17 protein-coding genes are annotated in these 22,761 nt (G+C 71.3%); 11 read left to right on the top strand and 6 right to left on the bottom strand.

Annotated elements, in window-relative coordinates:
* The first annotated feature begins 160 nt into the window (after nucleotides 1-160).
* From rplK to ACFXPX_RS08105, 10 genes are all read left to right on the top strand, one after another.
* On the top strand, nucleotides 161-595 hold the full coding sequence (gene rplK, locus ACFXPX_RS08150) for a 50S ribosomal protein L11 (protein WP_375881984.1): 435 nt from the start codon (nucleotides 161-163) through the stop codon (nucleotides 593-595).
* 106 nt (nucleotides 596-701) lie between these two features.
* Nucleotides 702-1,424, top strand: a complete 723-nt coding sequence (gene rplA, locus ACFXPX_RS08145) for a 50S ribosomal protein L1 (protein ID WP_375881987.1) — start codon at nucleotides 702-704, stop codon at nucleotides 1,422-1,424.
* A 239-nt stretch (nucleotides 1,425-1,663) separates the two neighbouring features.
* A complete protein-coding gene (locus ACFXPX_RS08140; RefSeq protein WP_380521301.1) occupies nucleotides 1,664-2,446 on the top strand; it encodes a hypothetical protein in 783 nt (260 codons plus the stop codon).
* A gap of 104 nt (nucleotides 2,447-2,550) precedes the next feature.
* On the top strand, nucleotides 2,551-3,405 hold the full coding sequence (locus ACFXPX_RS08135) for a hypothetical protein (RefSeq protein ID WP_380640087.1): 855 nt from the start codon (nucleotides 2,551-2,553) through the stop codon (nucleotides 3,403-3,405).
* A 92-nt stretch (nucleotides 3,406-3,497) separates the two neighbouring features.
* Nucleotides 3,498-4,415, top strand: coding sequence for a hypothetical protein (locus ACFXPX_RS08130; RefSeq protein ID WP_380521297.1), 918 nt, complete (start codon nucleotides 3,498-3,500; stop codon nucleotides 4,413-4,415).
* 102 nt (nucleotides 4,416-4,517) lie between these two features.
* Entirely contained in the window at nucleotides 4,518-5,393 is an 876-nt protein-coding gene (locus ACFXPX_RS08125) for a hypothetical protein (protein WP_380521295.1), read from the top strand.
* A gap of 359 nt (nucleotides 5,394-5,752) precedes the next feature.
* Nucleotides 5,753-6,316, top strand: coding sequence for a 50S ribosomal protein L10 (gene rplJ / locus ACFXPX_RS08120; RefSeq protein ID WP_350503606.1), 564 nt, complete (start codon nucleotides 5,753-5,755; stop codon nucleotides 6,314-6,316).
* An 87-nt stretch (nucleotides 6,317-6,403) separates the two neighbouring features.
* Nucleotides 6,404-6,787, top strand: coding sequence for a 50S ribosomal protein L7/L12 (rplL, locus tag ACFXPX_RS08115; RefSeq protein ID WP_375881995.1), 384 nt, complete (start codon nucleotides 6,404-6,406; stop codon nucleotides 6,785-6,787).
* A gap of 685 nt (nucleotides 6,788-7,472) precedes the next feature.
* Nucleotides 7,473-10,949, top strand: coding sequence for a DNA-directed RNA polymerase subunit beta (rpoB, locus tag ACFXPX_RS08110; protein WP_375881997.1), 3,477 nt, complete (start codon nucleotides 7,473-7,475; stop codon nucleotides 10,947-10,949).
* A gap of 98 nt (nucleotides 10,950-11,047) precedes the next feature.
* Nucleotides 11,048-14,941 (top strand): DNA-directed RNA polymerase subunit beta', encoded by a 3,894-nt coding sequence (locus ACFXPX_RS08105; RefSeq protein ID WP_375882000.1) that lies wholly within the window; start codon nucleotides 11,048-11,050, stop codon nucleotides 14,939-14,941.
* 93 nt (nucleotides 14,942-15,034) lie between these two features.
* On the opposite strand, the gene ACFXPX_RS08100 is transcribed toward ACFXPX_RS08105, so the two are convergent.
* From ACFXPX_RS08100 to ACFXPX_RS08075, 6 genes are all read right to left on the bottom strand, one after another.
* Nucleotides 15,035-16,279, bottom strand: coding sequence for a M48 family metalloprotease (locus tag ACFXPX_RS08100; protein ID WP_380640085.1), 1,245 nt, complete (start codon nucleotides 16,277-16,279; stop codon nucleotides 15,035-15,037).
* Between the two features lie 97 nt (nucleotides 16,280-16,376).
* Nucleotides 16,377-16,892 carry a Pycsar system effector family protein gene (locus ACFXPX_RS08095; RefSeq protein ID WP_375882006.1) on the bottom strand — a complete coding sequence of 172 codons (516 nt, stop codon included), beginning with the start codon at nucleotides 16,890-16,892 and terminating at the stop codon, nucleotides 16,377-16,379.
* Nucleotides 16,893-16,909: 17 nt separating this feature from the next.
* Nucleotides 16,910-17,860 (bottom strand): hypothetical protein, encoded by a 951-nt coding sequence (locus ACFXPX_RS08090; RefSeq protein ID WP_380521288.1) that lies wholly within the window; start codon nucleotides 17,858-17,860, stop codon nucleotides 16,910-16,912.
* 42 nt (nucleotides 17,861-17,902) lie between these two features.
* Complete coding sequence (locus tag ACFXPX_RS08085) at nucleotides 17,903-20,089, bottom strand: hypothetical protein (protein WP_380640083.1); 2,187 nt, start codon at nucleotides 20,087-20,089, stop codon at nucleotides 17,903-17,905.
* Nucleotides 20,086-20,901, bottom strand: coding sequence for a hypothetical protein (locus ACFXPX_RS08080; protein WP_380640081.1), 816 nt, complete (start codon nucleotides 20,899-20,901; stop codon nucleotides 20,086-20,088). Before ACFXPX_RS08080 ends, ACFXPX_RS08085 begins: the two co-directional genes overlap by 4 nt.
* 110 nt (nucleotides 20,902-21,011) lie before the next feature.
* Complete coding sequence (locus ACFXPX_RS08075; protein ID WP_380521281.1) at nucleotides 21,012-21,731, bottom strand: Crp/Fnr family transcriptional regulator; 720 nt, start codon at nucleotides 21,729-21,731, stop codon at nucleotides 21,012-21,014.
* Nucleotides 21,732-21,964: 233 nt separating this feature from the next.
* On the opposite strand from ACFXPX_RS08075, the gene ACFXPX_RS08070 reads away from it, so the two are divergent.
* Complete coding sequence (locus ACFXPX_RS08070; RefSeq protein WP_380640079.1) at nucleotides 21,965-22,639, top strand: DUF4097 family beta strand repeat-containing protein; 675 nt, start codon at nucleotides 21,965-21,967, stop codon at nucleotides 22,637-22,639.
* Nucleotides 22,640-22,761 lie beyond the last annotated feature (122 nt).

Below are 22,761 nucleotides of genomic sequence, written 5' to 3'. Positions count from 1 at the left end.
GTCTTCGGATTCGGGGCGGGGGCCGACGGCCCCCGCCCCGAATCCGTTTTGGTCCAGCGGCGCGGACGCGTTAGCCTGGCCTGATGTGTGTGCTGGCGACCGGGTGTCGCCCCGCGTCCGCACGCACCAGCAATCACCTCTCGGAAGGACCCGGAGAGACATGCCTCCCAAGAAGAAGAAGATCACGGGGCTTATCAAGCTCCAGATCAACGCCGGTGCGGCCAACCCGGCGCCGCCGGTCGGCCCCGCGCTGGGCCAGCACGGCGTCAACATCATGGAGTTCTGCAAGGCCTACAACGCTGCGACCGAGTCGCAGCGCGGCATGATCGTGCCGGTGGAGATCACGGTCTACGACGACCGTTCCTTCACCTTCATCACGAAGACGCCGCCGGCCGCGCGCCTCATCCTGAAGGCCGCCGGTATCGACAAGGGCTCCAGCGAGCCGCACAAGACCAAGGTCGCCAAGCTCACCAGCGCCCAGGTCCGCGACATCGCCACCACCAAGATGCCCGACCTGAACGCCAACGACCTGGACGCGGCGGAGAAGATCATCGCCGGCACCGCCCGGTCGATGGGCATCACCGTCGAGGGCTGATCAAGCCCCCCGTCCCGTCAGGGGCAAACCGGCTCAGCCGTCCCTGTGGTAGGGCCTGCGCAGGCCCGTCGAATACCACAACTCCAATCACCATTCAGGAGCAGCAGTGAAGCGCAGCAAGGCTCTGAAGGCCGCGGACGCCCAGGTCGACCGCGACCGCCTCTACGCCCCCCTCGAGGCCGTCCGCCTCGCCAAGGCGACCAGCACCACCAAGTTCGACGGCACCGTCGAGGTCGCCATGCGTCTGGGCGTCGACCCGCGCAAGGCCGACCAGATGGTCCGCAGCACCGTGATCCTCCCGCACGGCACCGGTAAGACCGCTCGGGTCCTGGTCTTCGCGACCGGCGAGCGTGCCGAGGCCGCGCGTGCTGCGGGTGCCGACATCGTCGGCTCCGACGAGCTCATCGACGAGGTCGCCAAGGGCCGCCTCGACTTCGACGCCGTCGTCGCCACCCCGGACCTCATGGGCAAGGTCGGCCGCCTGGGCCGCGTGCTCGGTCCCCGTGGCCTGATGCCGAACCCGAAGACCGGCACCGTGACCCCGGACACCGCCAAGGCAGTGAACGAGATCAAGGGCGGCAAGATCGAGTTCCGCGTCGACAAGCACTCGAACCTGCACTTCATCATCGGTAAGGCCTCCTTCACCGACGAGCAGCTGGTCGAGAACTACGCCGCCGCGCTGGACGAGGTGCTCCGCGCCAAGCCGTCCGCCGCCAAGGGCCGCTACATCAAGAAGACCGCGTTCTCGACCACCATGGGCCCCGGCATCCTGGTGGACCCGAACCGCACCCGCAACCTCCTCGTCGAGGAGGACCCGGCCGCGGTCTGAGCCCCAGTGCTCTAGAGCAGTCCGTACGACGGGCCCGCACCCCCTTCACCGGGGGTGCGGGCCCGTCGTCGTTCCTGCGGTGCGGCCGGGCAGCGGCGCGGCCGGGTGGTGGGGCCCGGCGGGGCGGCGGCGGAAACGGTTGCGGGATCGGGACACGGGTGAAGGGGAACGGTTGAGCGAGTCGTCGTACGCTCTGCCGGTCAGATCATGTGGAGAACCTGTGACCGCCGGAGTGTGCCGTGCCGCCCGCCCTTCGCCCCGCCGCGCTCGCGGCGGCCCTGCTGCTGCTCGGCACCACCACCGCCTGCAGCGTGCTGGCCGCCCCGAGCACCCGCGTCCCCGGTGAGCCGGCGCCGATCCCGCCCAAGCAGGTGGTGCTCGCGGCCGCCCAGGCCCTGGACGACGCCGGCGGCGCCCGGGTCGACCTGCTGCGGGAGGGCCCGGACGGCCGGCGCAGCGCGAGCGGCAGCCTGGTCTGGGGCGACCGGGACGAGGTCACGCTGGCCGTCACCGACGAGCTGGGCACCGGGCAGCTGTCCCTCCGGGACGGCGCGCTCGACCTCACGTACCAGGGCGGCGCGGCCAGGCACGCCGAGCGCGCCACCGCGGAGTCGATCGACCCGGCGGCCGGCAACGGCTCCAGCGGCTACGCGGGCGGCTGGATGACCGCGCTGGTCACCAACCCGGGCAGCCGGGCGTACGCGATCGCCCAGGCCGACCGGCTCGGCTCGCTCGGCGCCGAGCAGCTCGCCGGGACGACCGTCGCGCACTACCGGGGCTCCGCCCCGGTGGCCGACTACTTCGGCGCGGACCGGGAGTTGGACCCGCAGCAGCTCGCCGCGGTGGTCGGCTGGTACCGGCAGCGCGGGGTCGGCGAGATCGGGTACGACGTCTGGGTCGGGCCCGGCCCGCGGCTGATGAAGCTCAGTGAGACGGCCCGGGGGAGCGCCGGGACCACCGTGACCACGACGGACGTCATCGCGCCCGGGGCGGGGGAGACGACCCCGGCCGCGACCGGCTGACGGGAGGGGATATCCGGTGCGGGTCGGCCCTGGCGATCCGTTAGAGTCCGGCTGAGAAGAAGCCGATGATCGGCTCTTCCGAGGAACTTACGGGGGGTACTTCCATGCGCGCTGTCCGTCTCGCGGCCACCGTCGCGACCGCCGCCGTCCTGCTGGCCGGCGCCACCGCCTGCGGCAGCAAGGGCGGCGACACCAAGAGCGCCGCCGACAGCACGGGCGCCACCGGCGGCAAGGACGCCGCCGCGGCCGCGGCCGGACTCGCCGCCGACCCGAAGGCCGCGCTCGCCGCCTCCGCCCTGGTGATGCAGAAGGCCGGCAACGGCAAGGTCGCCATGACCTCCCCGGACGCCTCCAGCCCGGGCGGCAGCGGCAGCGCCGACTGGAAGGACCCGGGCAAGGTCTCCGTGGACGTGTCCAGCGACATGGACGGCAAGAAGCTCAGGATCCGGGCGATCGGGGCCGACACCTACATCGGCGGCGACGACACCACGGCCGCCGCGCTCCAGGGGAAGCACTGGGTCAAGGTGCCGGCCACGGAGGAGATGGGCAGCGCCTTCGTGGTGATGGGCCAGATGGTCAACCCGGTCTCCCAGCTCACCATCGCGGCCGCGAGCGGCAAGCTCAGCAAGGTCGGCCAGGAGGCCGTGGACGGCGTCCAGACCACCCACCTGCGGGCCGTCGAGGACACCGCCACCCTGGTGGCCGGGATGACCTCGCTCACCGCGGAGCAGCGCCAGTCCGTCCAGAAGACGCTGGAGCAGGACGGCAAGACCCTCACCATCGACTTCTGGCTGAACGACAAGCAGGAGCTGGTGAAGTACCAGGAGTACGGCGACACCAACGGCCAGTCCAAGGCCGTCACCGTCAAGTACTCCGACCTCGGCAAGGCCGAGAAGATCGAGGCGCCCGCCGCCGGCGACCTCGGCGCCCAGGCCGACCTGCTCAAGCTGTTCGGCTGATCCGGCCGGACACCCGGGCCGGACACCGCACCAACCACCGGCTACCACCCCGGGCGCGTCGCGCGCCCGGGGGTTCTCGAGGGGGGAACACCATGGCTGGAACCCGGAAGGCCGCCGTCGCCGTCGTCCTCGCCGCTCTGGCGCTGACCGCGACCGCCTGCAACGACAACGGCTCCGACGGCGGGAACGCCGCCCCGGCGGCCCCGACCACGGCCGCCGCCGCGACGACCGCCGCCACCCAGGCCGCCCCGCCGGTCAAGGTGAGCCCGGCGGTCTTCCTGGAGCAGGTCACCAAGAAGACCGGCGCGGCCAAGTCGGCCAAGGTCACCGAGGAGATCTCGGTCGGCCAGGTCACCATGAAGGGCCAGGGGGCACTGGGCTGGTCCGACGGCCTGGAGGCCGACCTGACCATGGACCTCACCGGCTCCCCGATGGCCAAGGCGCTGGAGCCGATCACCGGCGGGCCGAAGGTGCACTACCTGTACACCGCGGACGCGATGTACATGGGTCTGGGCGGCCAGATGGTCCAGGGCGGCGGCCCGCGCTGGCTGCGCTACAGCAAGGAGGAGATGTCCAAGCTCTCCGGGGGCTCGACCGACCAGCTCCAGAGCGCGGACCCGGTCCAGGGCGTCCGGACGCTGATCGCCACCGGCAAGGTCACCGAGGTCGGCCAGGAGACGGTGGACGGCAAGGCCGCCACCCACTACTCCGGGGAACTCGCCGTCGCCGACCTGGTCAAGGCGACCGGCCGGGGCGTGACCCAGGAGCAGGCCGACCGGCTCAAGCAGAACCTGGACAAGGCCGGCGTCGCCAGTGAGCAGGTCGACGTCTGGGTCGACGCCGACCAGCTGGTGGTCAAGCGGACCGAGCGGGCCGACACCAAGAACGGACCGGTGAACATCGCCGTGACCTACTCGGACTACGGCACGCCGGTCGTCGCCGCCACCCCGGGGGACTTCATCACCCTCGCCGACCTGGCGAAGGCCGGCGGCACTCCCGCCGGCAGCTGACGCCGGCCCCCGACCCGGCCGATCAGGTGGACGGGGCGGGGGCTGCCACCGGCCGGACCCGGTCCGGGTGGCAAGGTGGGCCCGGTGAGAGAGGAACGGACGATGGCGCGACGGCAGCGACTGGCGGCGGTGGCCGTCGTCGCCGTGCTCGCGAGCGGCCTGACCGGCTGCGGCGGCGGGGACGCGCCCGCCACGCCCTCGGCCGGCGCCAGCGCGAGCACCGCCGCCGCGACCGCCGCCACCCCGACCGGGCCGGCCAAGCCGACCGACCGCTCCCCGCACGGCGTGCTGCTCTCCGCCCAGCTGGCCATGCAGACCGCCCGCCGGGCCAAGGTCGGCTACCGGCTGGGCGCGGACGCCGGCTCCGGCTCGCTGTTCTGGGCGCCCAAGACGGCGGCCCAGCTCAAGCGCTCCACCCCGGGTGACGCCGAGCAGCTGATCGTCGTGGACACCGTCGGCTACCAGGGCGGCGACGCCGCCACCGCGGCCAGGAACGGCGGCAGGCACTGGGAGCGCTTCTCCGTCCCGACCGACCCGGACGGGCACAAGGCGGTCCCGTACGCGGGGCTGCTGGACCTGCTGAACCCGGTCGAGGCACTGGCCGCGGCCACCGCCGACGGGGTGGAGCCGGCCTTCGTCGGCGAGGAGAAGTTCGAGGACTCCACCGTCGAGCACTACCGGGTGACCACCACCGCCGAGAAGTACGCGGCGGCCCAGACCCAGCTGACACAGGCCCGCCGGGACGGCCTGCGGGCCGCACTGGCCCCCGGCGGCTCGCTCGAACTCACCCTGGACCTCTGGCTGAACGACAAGGACCAACTGGTCCGGCTGCAGCGCACCGGGAACGGGGACAGCGGCCGGGCGGACGACTCGGTGATCTACTCCGACCCGGCCGGCGCGCTGCTCTCGGCCCAGGCCCCGGCCGAGACGGACACCGTGGACACCGGCGTCCGGACGGTCTCCCCGCTGGCCCGCTGAGCCCGCCGGGGCCCGTTCCGGTTCACCCGTCCGAGGGCGATTTGCGTCGTCCGGACGAGTCCGGTTACTGTTGCCGAAGCCAAAGACCGCTGGTTGTCGCCGCCCCCGTCAGGGAGTCGGTGGCCGAAGGATCTGCGCTTCGTCGCAGGCAGCCCGCGCAGGTGTGTCTGGAGCTTCGACTTCCGGGTCCCGCGTTCGCGCTGGTGCCCGTCGAGGTCGCTACGAGCCCCGTGCGCCTGCGCACCGGGGCTCATTGCATTTTCTGCAAGGGCTTTCCTTCCGTCCGGCCGGTTCGAGGTGTGAATGGTCGACTTTCGCGGTCGGCCGGACTTCGACATCACGGAAGGAGGCGTAAGCCTATGGCCAGGCCCGACAAGGCTGCCGCCGTCGCCGAGATCACGGACAAGTTCCGTGGCTCCTCCGCGGCGCTGCTGACCGAGTACCGCGGTCTCTCGGTGAAGCAGGTCAAGACCCTGCGTCGCTCGCTCGGCGACAACGCCGAGTACGCCGTGGTGAAGAACACGCTGACCAAGATCGCGGCCAATGAGGCCGGGATCTCCGAGCTCGACGACCTGTTCAACGGTCCGACGGCTGTCGCCTTCGTCACCGGTGACCCGGTGGAGTCGGCGAAGGCTCTGCGTGACTTCGCCAAGGAGAACCCCGCTCTCATCATCAAGGGCGGTGTCCTTGACGGTAAGGCGCTGTCCGCCGATGAGATCAAGAAGCTCGCGGACCTCGAGTCCCGCGAGGTGCTGCTCGCCAAGCTGGCGGGTGCCCTGAAGGCCAAGCAGTCCCAGGCTGCCGCGCTCTTCCAGGCCCTGCCGTCGAAGCTCGTCCGCACTGTGGACGCGCTGCGCGACAAGGTCGAGCAGGGCGGTGCCGGTACGCCGGCTCCCGCCGCCGAGGACGCCGCCGCCGAGTAATCGGCAGGCTCACGCCTCGCTGCGGGCCCGTGCCCGCCCAACCCGTACATCCGGCACCACCTGCCGATTTAGTGGAAGGACGCCATCATGGCGAAGCTGTCCCAGGACGAGCTGCTCGCGCAGTTCGAGGAGCTCACCCTCATCGAGCTCGCCGCCTTCGTGAAGGCCTTCGAGGACAAGTTCGACGTCACCGCCGCCGCTCCGGTCGCCGTTGCCGGCATCGCCGGCCCGGGCGCCGTGGCCGAGGCCGTTGAGGAGCAGGACGAGTTCGACGTCATCCTCGACGGCGCCGGTGACAAGAAGATCCAGGTCATCAAGGAGGTGCGCACCCTGACCTCCCTCGGCCTGAAGGAGGCCAAGGACCTCGTTGACACCGCTGGTGCCAAGGTCCTGGAGAAGGTTGCCAAGGACGTTGCCGAGAAGGCCAAGGCCGCCCTCGAGGGTGCCGGCGCCAAGGTCACCGTCAAGTGACTTCTCGCCCCCTCTGAGGGGGCCTGAGGCCGGGCCGATCACCCTTGCGGGTGGTCGGCCCGGTCTTTTGTGTTTCCGGGCCCGCCCGCCCTCCCCGCCGCCCGCGGCCGGCCGGCCACCGGTGTGGCCGATCGCGCACTCGGTACTGTCGGCGACGAGGAGTATGGTGATCACCGTCATCGACGGTGGCCCCGACCACGGCTTCTGTAACGCCGGAGGGGTTCGGACCGATGAACGGGTCGAGGCCCGCCCCGCCGGCGGGCCCTTGACGAACCTGGCGAGGCGCGCGATTCTCAAGGCGCGAGTCCGCCCGGTTGGTTCGCCGCTGGATGCATAACCAGCGGCTCGGGCGGGAAATGACTCCACGTGAGTTAGAGCAGTACCCGGTGGGCGCCCGCGCCCCCGGCTACCGGGAGGAGTCTCCGATTCGGTTTCCGAATCAGAGCTGGACAGCAGTGTGGCCTTTGGCTACACTGTCCCTTTGCGCTGCCTGTTAGCTGCTCCGTGACTCGTCGCCCGGAGTTTGCGTTGCCCTGAAGGGGTCTGGCACCGCCTCCGCAAAGCGGCTCTGACCTGGGGTTTCGACCCCGGCGGAGGCCAGCTGCGAGGGAGGCGGAATCCAGGCTCAAGCAGGCCCGGCTGGTACGCGCGTAGTGAGCTCCGAGCCCTCGGAAGGACCCCCCTCTTGGCCGCGCCGCGCAACGCCTCGAACAATTCCGCCGCATCCACCGCCCCGCTCCGCGTCTCGTTCGCGAAGATCAAGGAGCCCCTCGAGGTCCCGAACCTCCTGGCCCTGCAGACCGAGAGCTTTGACTGGCTGCTCGGCAACGCGGCCTGGAAGTCCCGGGTCGAGCAGGCGTTGGAGTCTGGTCAGGACGTCCCCACCAAGTCCGGTCTGGAGGAGATCTTCGAGGAGATCTCGCCGATCGAGGACTTCAGCGGGTCGATGTCCCTGACCTTCCGCGACCACCGTTTCGAGCCGCCGAAGAACTCCATTGACGAGTGCAAGGACCGCGACTTCACGTACGCGGCCCCGCTCTTCGTCACGGCCGAGTTCACCAACAACGAGACCGGTGAGATCAAGTCTCAGACGGTCTTCATGGGCGATTTCCCGCTCATGACCCACAAGGGCACGTTCGTGATCAACGGCACCGAGCGTGTCGTCGTGTCGCAGCTCGTCCGCTCCCCGGGCGTGTACTTCGACTCCACCCTGGACAAGGTGTCCGACAAGGACATCTACTCCTGCAAGGTCATCCCCTCGCGTGGTGCCTGGCTCGAGATGGAGATCGACAAGCGCGACATGGTCGGCGTCCGCATCGACCGCAAGCGCAAGCAGTCCGTCACCGTGCTGCTCAAGGCTCTCGGCTGGACCAACGAGATGATTCTCGAGGAGTTCGGCGAGTACGAGTCGATGCGCAACACCCTGGAGAAGGACCACACCCAGGGCCAGGACGACGCGCTGCTGGACATCTACCGCAAGCTGCGTCCGGGCGAGCCGCCGACGCGCGAGGCCGCGCAGACGCTTCTGGAGAACCTGTACTTCAACCCGAAGCGCTACGACCTGGCCAAGGTCGGTCGTTACAAGCTGAACAGGAAGCTGGGCAACGCCGAGTCGCTGGACTCCGGTGTGCTCACCGAGCCCGACATCATCGGTGCGATCAAGTACCTGGTGAAGCTGCACGCGGGCGAGACCGAGTGGCGTGACGAGACCGGCCGCGACATCGTGGTCGAGGTCGACGACATCGACCACTTCGGCAACCGCCGCCTGCGCAACGTCGGCGAGCTCATCCAGAACCAGGTCCGTACGGGTCTCGCCCGTATGGAGCGCGTCGTGCGCGAGCGCATGACCACCCAGGACGTCGAGGCGATCACGCCGCAGACCCTGATCAACATCCGGCCGGTCGTCGCCTCCATCAAGGAGTTCTTCGGCACCAGCCAGCTGTCGCAGTTCATGGACCAGACGAACCCGCTGTCGGGCCTGACCCACAAGCGTCGTCTGTCCGCCCTCGGTCCCGGTGGTCTCTCCCGTGAGCGCGCCGGCTTCGAGGTCCGTGACGTGCACCCCTCGCACTACGGCCGCATGTGTCCGATCGAGACCCCGGAAGGCCCGAACATCGGTCTGATCGGGTCGCTGGCCTCGTACGGCCGGGTCAACGCCTTCGGCTTCATCGAGACCCCGTACCGCAAGGTCGTCGACGGTGTCGTCACCGAGAAGGTGGACTACCTCACCGCCGACGAGGAGGACCGCTACGTCATCGCCCAGGCGAACGCCCCGCTGACCGCGGACCTGCACTTCGCCGAGCCCCGTGTCCTGGTCCGTCGCCGCGGCGGCGAGATCGACTACATCCCGGGCTCCGAGATCGACTACATGGACGTCTCGCCGCGCCAGATGGTGTCGGTCGCGACCGCCATGATCCCGTTCCTCGAGCACGACGACGCCAACCGCGCGCTCATGGGCTCGAACATGATGCGCCAGGCGGTGCCGCTGCTGAAGAGCGAGGCCCCGCTGGTCGGCACCGGCATGGAGTACCGCTGCGCCGTCGACGCCGCCGACGTCATCACCGCCGAGAAGTCCGGCGTGGTGCAGGAGGTCTCGGCCGACTACGTCACCGTGGCGAACGACGACGGCACGTACACCACGTACCGCGCCGCCAAGTTCACCCGCTCCAACCAGGGCACCGCCTTCAACCAGAAGGTGCTCGTGGACGAGGGCGCCCGGGTCGAGGTCAACCAGGTGCTGGCCGACGGCCCGTGCACCGACGAGGGCGAGATGGCCCTCGGCAAGAACCTGCTCGTGGCGTTCATGTCGTGGGAGGGTCACAACTACGAGGACGCGATCATCCTGTCGCAGCGCCTCGTGCAGGACGACGTCCTCTCCTCGATCCACATCGAGGAGCACGAGGTCGACGCCCGTGACACCAAGCTCGGCCCCGAGGAGATCACCCGGGACATCCCGAACGTCTCCGAGGAGGTCCTCGCGGACCTGGACGAGCGCGGCATCATCCGGATCGGCGCCGACGTCGTCACCGGTGACATCCTCGTCGGCAAGGTCACCCCGAAGGGTGAGACCGAGCTGACCCCCGAGGAGCGCCTGCTCCGCGCGATCTTCGGCGAGAAGGCCCGTGAGGTCCGCGACACCTCGCTCAAGGTCCCGCACGGTGAGTCCGGCAAGGTCATCGGCGTCCGCGTCTTCGACCGCGAAGAGGGCGACGAGCTGCCCCCGGGCGTCAACCAGCTGGTCCGCGTCTACGTGGCCCAGAAGCGCAAGATCACCAACGGTGACAAGCTCGCCGGCCGTCACGGCAACAAGGGTGTCATCTCCAAGATCCTTCCGGTCGAGGACATGCCCTTCCTCGAGGACGGCACCCCGGTCGACATCATCCTCAACCCGCTGGGTGTCCCGTCCCGAATGAACCCGGGACAGGTCCTGGAGATCCACCTCGGGTGGCTCGCCAAGCAGGGCTGGGACGTCTCCGGCCTCGCCGACGAGTGGGCCCAGCGCCTCCAGGCGATCGGCGCCGACCAGGTCAGCGGTGGCACCAACCTCGCCACCCCGGTCTTCGACGGTGCCCGCGAGGACGAGATCACCGGTCTGCTGGACAACACCACCCTCACCCGTGACGGTGAGCGCCTGGTGAACTCCACCGGCAAGGCCCGCCTGTTCGACGGCCGCTCCGGCGAGCCGTTCCCGATGCCGGTCTCGGTCGGCTACATGTACATCCTCAAGCTGCACCACCTGGTCGACGACAAGCTGCACGCCCGTTCGACCGGTCCGTACTCGATGATCACCCAGCAGCCGCTCGGTGGTAAGGCGCAGTTCGGTGGTCAGCGCTTCGGTGAGATGGAGGTGTGGGCCCTCGAGGCGTACGGCGCCGCGTACGCCCTGCAGGAGCTGCTCACCATCAAGTCCGACGACGTGCTCGGCCGCGTGAAGGTCTACGAGGCCATCGTCAAGGGCGAGAACATCCCCGAGCCCGGCATTCCCGAGTCCTTCAAGGTTCTCATCAAGGAAATGCAGTCGCTCTGCCTCAACGTGGAGGTGCTGTCCTCGGACGGCCAGTCCATCGAGATGCGGGACTCCGACGAGGACGTCTTCCGCGCCGCCGAAGAGCTCGGCATCGACCTGTCCCGGCGCGAGCCGAGCAGCGTCGAAGAGGTCTGACGGAGGTCGGGCCGGCTGCCCCGCGCAGCCGGCCCGCCCCCAGGCCCCCCTCAGACCACAGACAAACTCTCGAATCACGAAAGAGGGCTTGACGACCAGTGCTTGACGTCAACTTCTTCGACGAGCTCCGCATCGGCCTGGCCACCGCCGACGACATCCGCCAGTGGTCGCACGGCGAGGTCAAGAAGCCGGAGACCATCAACTACCGCACCCTGAAGCCCGAAAAGGACGGCCTCTTCTGCGAGAAGATCTTCGGCCCGACCCGGGACTGGGAGTGCTACTGCGGTAAGTACAAGCGCGTCCGCTTCAAGGGCATCATCTGTGAGCGCTGCGGCGTCGAGGTGACCCGCGCCAAGGTGCGCCGCGAGCGGATGGGCCACATCGAGCTGGCCGCCCCGGTCACCCACATCTGGTACTTCAAGGGCGTGCCGTCCCGCCTCGGCTACCTGCTCGACCTGGCGCCGAAGGACCTCGAGAAGGTCATCTACTTCGCCGCCTACATGATCACCTGGGTCGACGACGAGCGCCGCCAGCGCGACCTGCCGTCCCTGGAGGCGCACGTCTCGGTCGAGCGCCAGCAGATCGAGAACCGCCGCGACTCCGACCTCGAAGGCCGCGCCAAGAAGGCCGAGTCCGACCTCGCCGAGCTGGAGGCCGAGGGCGCCAAGGCCGACGTGCGCCGCAAGGTGCGCGAGGGCGCCGAGCGCGAGATGAAGCAGCTGCGCGACCGCGCGCAGCGCGAGCTCGACCGCCTCGACGAGGTGTGGGCCCGCTTCAAGAACCTCAAGGTCCAGGACCTGGAGGGCGACGAGCTGCTCTACCGCGAGCTGCGCGACCGCTTCGGCACCTACTTCTCCGGCTCGATGGGCGCCGCGGCCCTCAAGGACCGCCTGGAGACCTTCGACCTGGCGGAGGAGGCCGAGCGCCTCCGCGAGATCATCCGCACCGGCAAGGGCCAGAAGAAGACCCGTGCGCTCAAGCGCCTCAAGGTCGTCTCCGCGTTCCTGCAGACCAGCAACAAGCCCAACGGCATGGTGCTGGACTGCGTCCCGGTCATCCCGCCGGACCTGCGTCCGATGGTGCAGCTGGACGGTGGCCGCTTCGCGACCTCCGACCTGAACGACCTGTACCGCCGCGTGATCAACCGCAACAACCGCCTGAAGCGCCTGCTCGACCTCGGTGCCCCCGAGATCATCGTGAACAACGAGAAGCGCATGCTCCAGGAGGCCGTCGACGCGCTGTTCGACAACGGCCGCCGCGGCCGTCCGGTCACCGGTCCGGGCAACCGCCCGCTCAAGTCCCTGAGCGACATGCTCAAGGGCAAGCAGGGTCGTTTCCGTCAGAACCTGCTCGGCAAGCGAGTCGACTACTCGGCCCGTTCGGTCATCGTCGTCGGCCCGCAGCTCAAGCTGCACCAGTGCGGTCTGCCGAAGGCCATGGCGCTGGAGCTCTTCAAGCCGTTCGTGATGAAGCGCCTGGTCGACCTGAACCACGCGCAGAACATCAAGTCGGCCAAGCGCATGGTCGAGCGCGCCCGCCCGGTCGTGTGGGACGTGCTCGAAGAGGTCATCGCCGAGCACCCCGTCCTGCTGAACCGTGCGCCCACCCTGCACCGCCTCGGCATCCAGGCCTTCGAGCCGCAGCTGGTCGAGGGCAAGGCCATCCAGATCCACCCGCTCGTCTGCACCGCGTTCAACGCGGACTTCGACGGTGACCAGATGGCCGTCCACCTGCCGCTCTCCGCGGAGGCGCAGGCCGAGGCCCGCATCCTGATGCTGTCCTCGAACAACATCCTCAAGCCGGCCGACGGTCGCCCCGTCACCATGCCGACCCAGGACATGGTGCTCGGCCTGTTCTTCCTGACCTCGGACCGCGACAACGTGAAGGGCGCCGGCCGCACCTTCTCGTCGACCGCCGAGGCGATCATGGCCTTCGACGCCCGCGAGCTGGACGTCCAGGCCCCGATCGAGCTGCGCCTGGCCGCCGGCACCGTCCCGCCCCGTGGCTGGACCCCGCCGGTGGACGAGGAGGGCCAGTCGACCTGGTTCGACGGCGAGCCCTTCCGCCTCAGCACCACCCTGGGCCGCGCGCTCTTCAACGAGCTGCTGCCCGAGGACTACCCGTTCGTCGACTACGAGGTGGGCAAGAAGCAGCTCTCCGCGATCGTCAACGACCTGGCGGAGCGCTACCCCAAGGTCGTCGTCGCGGCGACCCTGGACAACCTCAAGGCGTCCGGTTTCCACTGGTCGACCCGCTCGGGCGTCACCGTCTCGATCTCCGACGTCGTCGTCCCGCCGAACAAGCCCCAGATCCTCGAGGGCTACGAGGCGAAGGCGGAGAAGGTCCAGCGTCAGTACGAGCGCGGCCTGATCACCAACGACGAGCGCAAGCAGGAGCTCATCGGCATCTGGACCCAGGCGACCAACGAGGTCGCCGAGGCCATGAACGAGAACTTCCCGAAGACGAACCCCATCTTCATGATGGTCGACTCGGGTGCTCGTGGAAACATGATGCAGATGCGCCAGATCGCCGGTATGCGTGGTCTGGTGTCCAACGCCAAGAACGAGACCATCCCGCGACCCATCAAGGCGTCGTTCCGTGAGGGTCTCACCGTGCTGGAGTACTTCATCTCCACCCACGGTGCCCGTAAGGGTCTGGCGGACACCGCCCTCCGTACCGCCGACTCCGGCTACCTCACCCGTCGTCTGGTCGACGTCTCCCAGGACGTCATCATTCGCGAGGAGGACTGCGGCACCGAGCGCGGCCTCAAGCTGTCGATCGGCTCCGTGGGCGCCGACGGCGTGCTGCGCAAGGCCGACGACGTCGAGACCAGCGTGTACGCCCGCATGCTCGCCGAGGACATCACCGTCGACGGCAAGCTGCTCGCCACCGCCAACACCGACCTCGGTGACGTGCTGATGGACGAGCTGATCCGCCACGGCGTGTCCGAGGTCAAGGTCCGCTCGATCCTCACCTGTGAGTCGGCCGTCGGCACCTGTGCCTTCTGCTACGGCCGTTCGCTGGCCACCGGCAAGCTGGTCGACATCGGTGAGGCGGTCGGCATCATCGCCGCCCAGTCCATCGGTGAGCCCGGCACCCAGCTGACCATGCGTACCTTCCACACCGGTGGTGTGGCCGGTGACGACATCACCCAGGGTCTGCCGCGTGTCGTCGAGCTCTTCGAGGCCCGCACCCCCAAGGGTGTGGCCCCGATCTCCGAGGCCACCGGCCGCGCGCGGATCGAGGACACCGAGAAGACCCGCAAGATCGTCATCACGCCGGACGACGGCACCGACGAGATCGCCTACCCGGTCTCGAAGCGTGTCAAGCTGCTGGTCAGCGAGGGCGAGGCGGTCGAGGTCGGCCAGAAGCTGACCATGGGTGCCACCAACCCGCACGACGTCCTGCGCATCATGGGCCAGCGCGCCGTCCAGATCCACCTGGTCGCCGAAGTCCAGAAGGTCTACAACTCGCAGGGCGTGTCGATCCACGACAAGCACATCGAGATCATCATCCGGCAGATGCTCCGCCGCGTGACGATCATCGAGTCGGGCGACGCCGAGCTGCTCCCGGGCGAGCTCGTCGAGCGCGGCCGCTTCGAGACCGAGAACCGTCGCGTGGTCTCCGAGGGCGGTCACCCCGCCTCCGGCCGTCCGCAGCTGATGGGTATCACCAAGGCCTCGCTGGCCACCGAGTCCTGGCTGTCGGCCGCCTCCTTCCAGGAGACGACCCGGGTCCTCACCGACGCGGCTATCCACGCCAAGTCGGACCCGCTGCTGGGCCTCAAGGAGAACGTCATCCTCGGTAAGCTCATCCCGGCCGGTACGGGTCTGCCCCGCTACCGCAACATCCGGGTCGAGCCGACCGAGGAGGCCAAGGCCGCCATGTACTCGGCCGTCGGCTACGACGACTACGACCTGTCGCCCTTCGGCGCCGGCTCCGGCCAGGCGGTTCCGCTGGACGACTACGACTACGGCCCGTACACCGGCTGAGTCGAGCGTCACTGATCGCAGGGCGGTCACCCCTCACGGGGTGGCCGCCCTGCGGCGTTTCCGGCGGGTGCTCCTGGCCGGTGCTTCCGGGCGCTACCGGACCGGGGTGGCCGCGGCCGCGCGCCAGTCCTCCAGCCGGCGGATCCGGGTGTGGGTGTCCGGGTGGCTGGACAGCAGCCGCCGGCCCAGGCCCGGGCGGACGGCCCGGCCCCCGTTCTCCCGCGCGGCGGCCGCCAGGGCCTCCTCCTCGTCCCGCAGGAAGCCGTGGAAGACCTCGATCATGGCGTCCGCGAAACCGAGTTCGGCGGCCTGGACGTCCGCCCTCAGCTCGGAGCGGCGGCCGACCGCGGCCAGCAGGTACGGCGTGACCAGGACCAGCAGCAGCGGCGGGAAGGAGAGCGCCACGGCCACCACCAGGACCACCGAGACCAGCCCGACCACCAGGGCGCCGAGCAGCGAGAACACCGAGGCGATCCGGAACGCCACGACCGCCGCGATCCGGAAGACCGCCCAGGCGATCCGGGCCGGCATCGAGTACCAGTAGCCGAGCAGGGTCGCCCAGGCGTGGCCGCCGCGGTGGTGGCCGAGCTCGTGGGCGAGCACGGCGGCCAGCTGGGCGTCGGGGAGGGTCTCCAGCGCGTACCGGGTGACCCCGACGATGTGGCCGGCGGCCGCGGTGGCGTTGACGGCCTTGTGGTCCTCGATCCACAGGTCGTACGTCTCCGGGTTCACCCCCGCCTTGGCGGTCACCTGGTGCCAGATCGGCTCCAGCCTGGTCAGCTCGGAGTGCAGCGCCGGACGCATCCGGAACAGGTAGCGGGCGAGCACCTTCTCGGTCGGGCGGTGGAACACCAGCGCGCCGGAGGCGATCCAGAGGCCGATCAGCACCAGGTTGAGCGGCTCGGGGAGGAGCAGCGAGACCAGCGTGACGACCAGCAGGCTGCACAGGAAGTGCGGCAGCTGGAGCAGCAGTTGGCCGACCGCGGTGGCGTCGGCGCCGCGCTGGCGGGCCGCCAGGTGGACCCGGCCGGTGTGCGGGTCGATGTCGACGGTGGGGTCGAGGACCGGCGGCCGGGGCGGGGCGGGCGGCGGGGCGAAGCCCTGGGCGGGGATGCGCGGGGGGTGCTGGGGGTGCTGGGGCTGGGGCGGGGGAGCGTACTGGGGCGGGACGGCGGTGGGGTACTGCGGCGGGGCGGGGGGCTGCGGGGCCGGCGCGGGGTACGGGGGCGGCGGCGGGGGAGCGGCGGTCGGGTAGGCGGGTGGCTGCGCCGTCGGGTACTGCGGGGCGGCCGTGGGGTACGGCGGCGGTGTGGCGTCCGGGTAGGTCGGTTCGGTCATGGCGGGGTCCTCGGGGACGGGACGCGCGCACGGCGGCGTCCGTACGGTGACGGGTTGGGCAGGACGGTGCTGGGCGGTGCTGGGCGGGGCAGGCCGGTCAGCCCAGGAACAGGGCGGTGACCAGCGGGAACAAGCCGGCGCCGAAGGCGAGGATGCCGACCCGGACCCAGGAGTGCTTCCGCGCGGCGATCAGGCTGTTCTCCGCGAGCGCGGCCCGCACGGCCTCCGCGGCCAGCCGCTCGGTGTCGGCCAGGGCGTCGGTGAGCAGCCCCCGTTCGGCGGCCAGCCGGATGTCCCCGAAGTAGCCGAGCGGGCGGCCCGGGCGCCAGGTGCTGCGCCGGAAGCGGGGCAGCACCGCGAGCAGCAGCGAGACCAGGGAGACGGCGATGCCCAGGCCGCCGAGGGCCAGCAACGCCTTCGCCGCGCCGGAGAGCTGCTGCGGCGCCCAGCCGGTGCTGGTGAGCAGGCCGCCGAGCACTCCGACGATCACGCCGAGGGCGGCGACCAGGACGGCCGCCTTGCTGTCCGCGCGGGCGATCTCGGTGCGCAGCTCGGCGAGCAGGGCGGTACCCGGCGGCGGGGGCACCGGGGCGGTACCGGCGGGGGCGGACACGGCGGGACTCCTCGGGTTCACTGCGGCAACGGCGGGTTCGGGCCCTTGTCGAGCCGGGGCGTGCCCGGGCCCGCTGGGCGGTGGCGCAGGATCGCTTCGAGCGCGGCCTTCGCCTCCTGGCGCGGGCCCTCCAGCTCGAACTCCTCCAGGCCGTTCTGGTCGAGCAGCCGCTGGATCACCTGGAGCTGGCCCTGGACCAGCTCCTGCTGCTCGTCCTTCAAGTACGTGAGGGCGGCTTTCAGGTCCTCGGGGTGAGCGGCCACCTGGAGGGCCCAGGCGGTCACCCCGCCCTGCTCCAGGTGGTACTGGTAGAACTTCGCCTTCGCGGCGAGGACCTCGTTGGACTCCTGGACCTGCCGGAGGGCGTGCGGGTGGGCCTGGGTGTCGAAGTGGTAGCCGCGCAGCCGCTCCTTCTGCTCGCGGGCGGCCTGGTCGATGTCCAACTGGACGGTGCAGCGCACCCGCAGGCCCTCGGCCTCGGCGACCGGGAAGCCGTCCAGCTCCTCCTGGACGGCGGACTCGGCCTCGCCGCTCCGGTCGGTGGAGAGGTGGCGGGTGACCGCCCGCATCCGCTGCCGGATCCGCGGGACCAGCAGCGCGGGGACGTCGCGGATCCGGCTCGCCACGACCAGCTCCGCGGCCGACACCTGCCAGTCGATCTCCACCACGGCCTCGAAGGCCCCGACGTCGTCCCGGCCGGGCAGCCGCTCCTCGGCCCGCAGGTGGTGCAGGCCGAGGTCGACCTCGTACGCGGCCTGGTAGTTGCGGCCCACCAGGTCGCTGAACCCCGGGCGGTGCGGGGGCAGGTAGACCTGGTGCTCCCCGGACGGGGTGGTCAGGACGAGGGCGGAGTCGGCCCGGGCGGCCGGGCGCTTGGGCAGGCCGAGCGCGCGGCCCAGCGGGTGGACCGTCAGGACCGGGTCGGTCAGGTCTCCGTGGGGGAGGTCGGGGCGGTGTCGTGCCGACATGCGCGGGTGCTCCAGGATCGGGACGGGTCGGACGGTGCTGTGTCAGTTGTCGGGCAGCGCCGCGGTCGCCGGGCCGTCGGCGCGTACGGTGCGGACCAGGTGGTCGAGCCGCCGGCGGTCGCGCTCGGTGACGGCCAGGTCGTCGAAGAGTTCGGTGAGCCGGGCGGTGGTGCCGGGCTGGTCGGCGGCGCCGACCAGCCAGCCGCGCAGCACCCCCAGGGCGGCGTCGCGGTAGTGCGGGTCCTCCAGGGCCGTGCGCCACAGGGCGACCAGCAGCGCTCGGACCGGCGCGGGCTCCTCGGGCGCGGGCAGCACGGTGACGCTGCGCACACCTCCCGGCTCGGGTCGCGGGCTCCGGGCGTACCAGTCGAGCAGCAGCGGCCGGCCCACGGCGGTGTCCTCGGTGCGCTGCGCGGCGGTCAGGAAGGCGGCCAGGGCCAGCTGGCGCAGGGCGGCCGGGCCGGAGAGCCAGCGGACCAGGGTGCGCAGGGTCAGCTCGGCCTCGGCGGAGAGCAGCATCAGCTCGGCCGCTTCGAGCAGCCCGAGCGCCTGGTGGCGGTCGGGCTGCTCCGACGGCCGCGCGCCGGGCCGGAACCCGGCGGTCAGCTGGTCGAGCTCGCCGGCGGTCAGCCGCTCGGCGGCCAGGGCGAAGGCCTCCAGGGCCTGGGTCGGCAGCAGCGGGCCGAGCAGGGCGTAGCAGCGGATGGCCGTCCAGCGGCGGCGGGCGTTGTCGTCGCCGGCCCAGCCGCGCAGGATGCGGGGCACGGCCGCGGTGCCCGCGTGGTAGGCGAGGGCGAGGCTGTTGGCGGCCTGGAGGCAGAGCCGGAAGTCCTTGGCGCCGGACCAGGGACCGAGCAGCCCGCTCATGGCGGCGGAGAGGTCGACGGAGGCCAGCAGGGCGGTGGTGGAGGCCACCCGGGTGCGGACCAGGGCGCGGGAGTCGGTGGCCAGGGCGTTCAGCCAGCCGGTGATCGCGGGGCGGGCGGAGGGGTGGCTCGTCCAGACCTCGCGCAGCAGGGTGGGGGAGGTACGGGGGTCCAGGAAGGAGGCCATCCGCTGGGGGACCGGGCCCCAGGGGGTCTGCTCGGACTCCTCGGTGAGCTCGGCCCGGGCGAGGGCCATCCGGTCCTCGACCGAGCTGCCGAACGGCGGGATGCCGTCCGGGCGGCCGGGGGTGCGGATGGTCTCCAGGCGGCGGAACAGCTTGTCGGCGCACTCGGCGGCGAGGGTGTAGGGGGCGTGGTCGAAGACGGCCAGGGAGATCAGGAAGGCCTTGTCGTGGAGGGGGAGTCCGTCGTCCCCGAACCAGCGGCCGACCTTCTCCTGGACCGCGCCCCGACCGAAGTCGGCGAGGTCGGAGGGCCTGCCGGTCAGCGGGGAGTAGGCCGCCAGCCTGACGGCGAACTCGGCGATCTCCCGGATCGGCGGGTACTTGGCCAGGAACCCCTCGACGGGGTCCAGGGCGAGCAGCTGCTCGAAGGGGACGCCGTCGTCCCGCAGTGCCCGCAGATGGGCACCGAGGACGAGCCCCGGGTCGGGCGGTGACCAGCCGACCGTGGGGAGTTCGCGGAGCGTGGGGGAGGGGGTGGTGGTGATGACCAGGTAGCCGTCCTGCTTGGCGAGTGCCTCGCGCAGGCGGTGGAGGTCGGATCGGAGCAGTGGGCGGGTGCGGGAGGCCGTGTAGTCGGTGAGCACGTACCCCTCGGCCCGTTCGACGCCGTTGAGCAGGGCGGTGGGACTGACATCCGGGTCCAGGTTTCGAATCCGGTCGATGCCCAGCTCACGCAGCAGCATCAGTGCGGCGGCGCGGCGGCCGGTGTCCGCCCGGCCGGTGAGGACCAGGACCCGTTGCTCGCGGAGGTACACGAGAGCCTGGTCGAAGGCCGGTCCGGGCCGGAAGACCTCGGCCAGGGCGATGAGTTCATCGGTCGGGACCAGCCCGGAGGCGTGCAGTGCGGCCCCGCCGACCTGGTAGATCGTGGTCTTGTGGCCGGTGACGACGTCGCCGTGGACCTGGCCGCCGGAGACGGTGTGCCGGTCGCCGCCGATGAGGTCGCCGCCGAAGCCGGGGGTGCCGCCGGCGAAGAGGTAGGTGCGGCCGGCGAAGGAGTCCGGGACGTGCTCCAGGAGTTCCTGGACGGCCTCCACGGCGTTCTGCGGGTCCTCGGGCGGGGCTTCCTGGAGGCCGTCCTCCTGGTCCGCGGCCTCCGGCTCGGCGGTGGTGGTCATCGGTCGCCGCCGACGGTGTTGCCGGTGTTGACGTCGCCGTGGACCTGGCCGCCGGAGACGACGTGCTGGTCGCCGCCGATGAGGTTGCCGCCGAAGGTGGGGGTGCCGCCGAGGAACTGGAAGGTGGCGGCGCCCTGGGCGGCCGCCGGGGCCGGTGCCGGGGGCGGGGCCGCTGCCAGGGCCCGGGTGGTGGTCGGGGCGCTCGCCGGGGCGGGTTCCGGGGCGTCGGGAGCGGGTGCGCCGTGCAGCCAGGCCGGGAACTCGCCCTCCTTGCCCTGGACGGTGACCCGGTGGAACGCCTCCGGCGCCAGGCCGCCGTGGCCGTGCCGGACGATGCCCTGGTAGAGCGCGTCGGACACGGCGAGGGCGCAGGGCCCCTCGCGGTGCCGGAGGGCCTCCCGGAGCGGGGTCGAGTCGAGCAGCCGGAAGGCCTGGTTGAGGTCCCAGCCGACGGCGCCGCCGAGGGCTCCGCCGAGCTCCTGGACGGCGACCTCGCCGGAGGCGAGCACGATCCGCAGCCGTACCCGGGCGCCGGCGGCCGCGAGGCGGTTGTTGGCGTGCAGCAGGGTGGGAGTCTCGTTGATCAGCGCGTGCAGCAGCCGGGCCTTGGGGACGGTGGCGTTGATCAGGGCCATCACCGAGTCGCCACGGTCCTCCAGGCGCTGTTCGGCGGGTTCGACCCCGGCGCTGCGCAGCGTCTCGTGCAGGACGGAGTAGAGCATGCGGCGCATGAAGGCCTGCTCGACGTCGTCCCGTCGGCCGAACTGTTCGATGTCCAGCAGCAGGATGGTGTGGTTCACCGGATCGGTCATGGTCGCCTCTCGATTCGTCGTCGGCCTCAGCCTGCCCGTGCCGGGCAGGTCGGCGTGAGCGCCGTTGAGGTACTCGCTCTGTGACGGTGTGCACAGAACTGCTGTGCGGATCAGCGGAGTTGGCCGGGCCTCCGGAGCAGGTCGGGGCGCGCGACGACCAGGGAGCGGCGGCTGGTGACGACGATGCCGCGGTCCCGCAGGGACTTGAGCAGGCGGGCGACGGCCTCGCGGGAGGCACCGACGGAGCCGGCGAGTTCCTGTTGGCTGAGCGGGACGGAGACGACGATGCCCTCGGCGGTGCGGCGGCCGTGGGTGCGGGCGAGTTCCAGCAGGAGGTCGGCGAGGCGTTCGCTGACGCTGAGCGAGGCGAACTTGAGCCGGTGCCGGTCGGCGGCGCGCAGCCGGTCGGTGGAGAGTGCCAGGAGCTGCATCGCGGCGGCGGGGGTGTTCTGCAGGTAGGTGGTGAAGGCGGCCCGGTCGACGGCGGTGGCGGAGACCTGTTCCAGCGCGGTGACGGTGGCGGCCCGGGGCCGGCCGCTGAGGGCGGCGGACTCGCCGACGATGTCGCCCGGCCCGCGCAGGGCGAGCAGGGCCTCGTAGCCGTTCTCGGCGAGGGCGGTCACCTTGAGCCAGCCGTGCAGGACGAGCAGGACGTGGTCGGAGGGTTCGCCCTCGCGCAGTGCGGTGGAGCGGGCGGGGTAGTCGAGCCGGTGGCCGAGGGCGAGCAGGGCGGTGCGGTCGGCGTGGTCGAGCCGGGCCAGGAAGGGCACGCGGTCGTCCAGGCCGTGCCCGGTCGCGGGACCCGGTCCGCCGGGCGGGGTGTTGGCCATTGCCTGATCAGCCCTCGTCGTCAGTGCCTGGGCGTGGTGCGGCTCCGGGAGGTTGAGCGCGGGCAAACAAGCTACCGGCGAAGCGGCGGCCGCGCCGGTGAATCCGTGAATTGCCCGCCATCCCCCGCACGGGGGAGGGGCGGGAACCGCTCCGCGGAGGGAGGTGCCGAGGGGGCCGGTCGCGGGAGGGTTCTCGGTGTCGGGACGGCGGGGCTTTGCGAAGGGGGCCGGACATGAAGCGGGTGCTGGGCGCGGTGGCGATCACGGCGGCGGTGGTGCTGGGGATGCAGGGGTGCCTGCCGTTCCTGGAGTCGGACGAGCACCGGACGGTGACGTACGGGGTGGCCGAGCCGGTCGGGGAGCTGGTGGTCGAGGGGGAGAACGGCGGGGTCGTGGTGACCGGCACCGGTGACTCGGTGCACGTCGTCGAGAAGCAGAGCTACCGGGGGTCCGCGCCGAAGAGCACCCACGAGGTGAAGGACGGCGTGCTGCGGCTGGGGTACTCCTGCGACTCCTGCGGGGTCGGGTACGAGGTGCAGGTGCCGGCCGGCACCAAGGTGCGGATCAAGGAGGAGAACGGCGGGGTGCGGTTGACGGGGCTGTCCGCCGAGGTGGAGGCCGCGGTGGAGAACGGCGGGGTCGAGGCCACCGGGCTGACCTCCCCGACGGCGCGCCTGAGCGCGACCAACGGCGGCGTGCGGGCCGACTTCGCGGCGGCGCCGTCGGCGCTGGAGGCCCGGGTCGGCAACGGCGGGGTGCGGCTGCGGGTGCCGTCCGGGGAGGCGTACGCGGTGGACGCGCAGGCGGGGTCGGGCGGGGCGGACGTCGGCGTCCCCTCGCGGCCGGGCGCGGCGCACAGCATCACGGCGCGGGCGGAGACCGGCGGTGTGACGGTCAGCGGTGTCTGACCGGGCGGTGTCCGGTCCGGCGGCTCCCGGCCGGGCGGTGGTGTCCGACCCGGCGGTGTCCGGTCGGGCGGTGCCGGTGGTTCTGCCGGTAGGGCATGATCTTCTCCGCGGGGACGGGGTCC

The sequence above is a fragment of the Kitasatospora sp. NPDC059146 genome (assembly GCF_042786665.1).
Classification (GTDB): Bacteria; Actinomycetota; Actinomycetes; order Streptomycetales; family Streptomycetaceae; genus Kitasatospora.
This window is presented reverse-complemented; position numbering and strand designations above follow the sequence as displayed.

Coding starts and splice junctions, on each gene's coding strand:
- rplK (WP_375881984.1), top strand. CDS start 161: ATGCCTCCCAAGAAGAAGAAGATCACGGGGCTTATCAAGCTCCAGATC.
- ACFXPX_RS08135 (WP_380640087.1), top strand. CDS start 2,551: ATGCGCGCTGTCCGTCTCGCGGCCACCGTCGCGACCGCCGCCGTCCTG.
- ACFXPX_RS08130 (WP_380521297.1), top strand. CDS start 3,498: ATGGCTGGAACCCGGAAGGCCGCCGTCGCCGTCGTCCTCGCCGCTCTG.
- ACFXPX_RS08125 (WP_380521295.1), top strand. CDS start 4,518: ATGGCGCGACGGCAGCGACTGGCGGCGGTGGCCGTCGTCGCCGTGCTC.
- rplJ (WP_350503606.1), top strand. CDS start 5,753: ATGGCCAGGCCCGACAAGGCTGCCGCCGTCGCCGAGATCACGGACAAG.
- rplL (WP_375881995.1), top strand. CDS start 6,404: ATGGCGAAGCTGTCCCAGGACGAGCTGCTCGCGCAGTTCGAGGAGCTC.
- ACFXPX_RS08100 (WP_380640085.1), bottom strand. CDS start 16,279: ATGACCGAACCGACCTACCCGGACGCCACACCGCCGCCGTACCCCACG.
- ACFXPX_RS08090 (WP_380521288.1), bottom strand. CDS start 17,860: ATGTCGGCACGACACCGCCCCGACCTCCCCCACGGAGACCTGACCGAC.
- ACFXPX_RS08085 (WP_380640083.1), bottom strand. CDS start 20,089: ATGACCACCACCGCCGAGCCGGAGGCCGCGGACCAGGAGGACGGCCTC.
- ACFXPX_RS08080 (WP_380640081.1), bottom strand. CDS start 20,901: ATGACCGATCCGGTGAACCACACCATCCTGCTGCTGGACATCGAACAG.
- ACFXPX_RS08075 (WP_380521281.1), bottom strand. CDS start 21,731: ATGGCCAACACCCCGCCCGGCGGACCGGGTCCCGCGACCGGGCACGGC.
- ACFXPX_RS08070 (WP_380640079.1), top strand. CDS start 21,965: ATGAAGCGGGTGCTGGGCGCGGTGGCGATCACGGCGGCGGTGGTGCTG.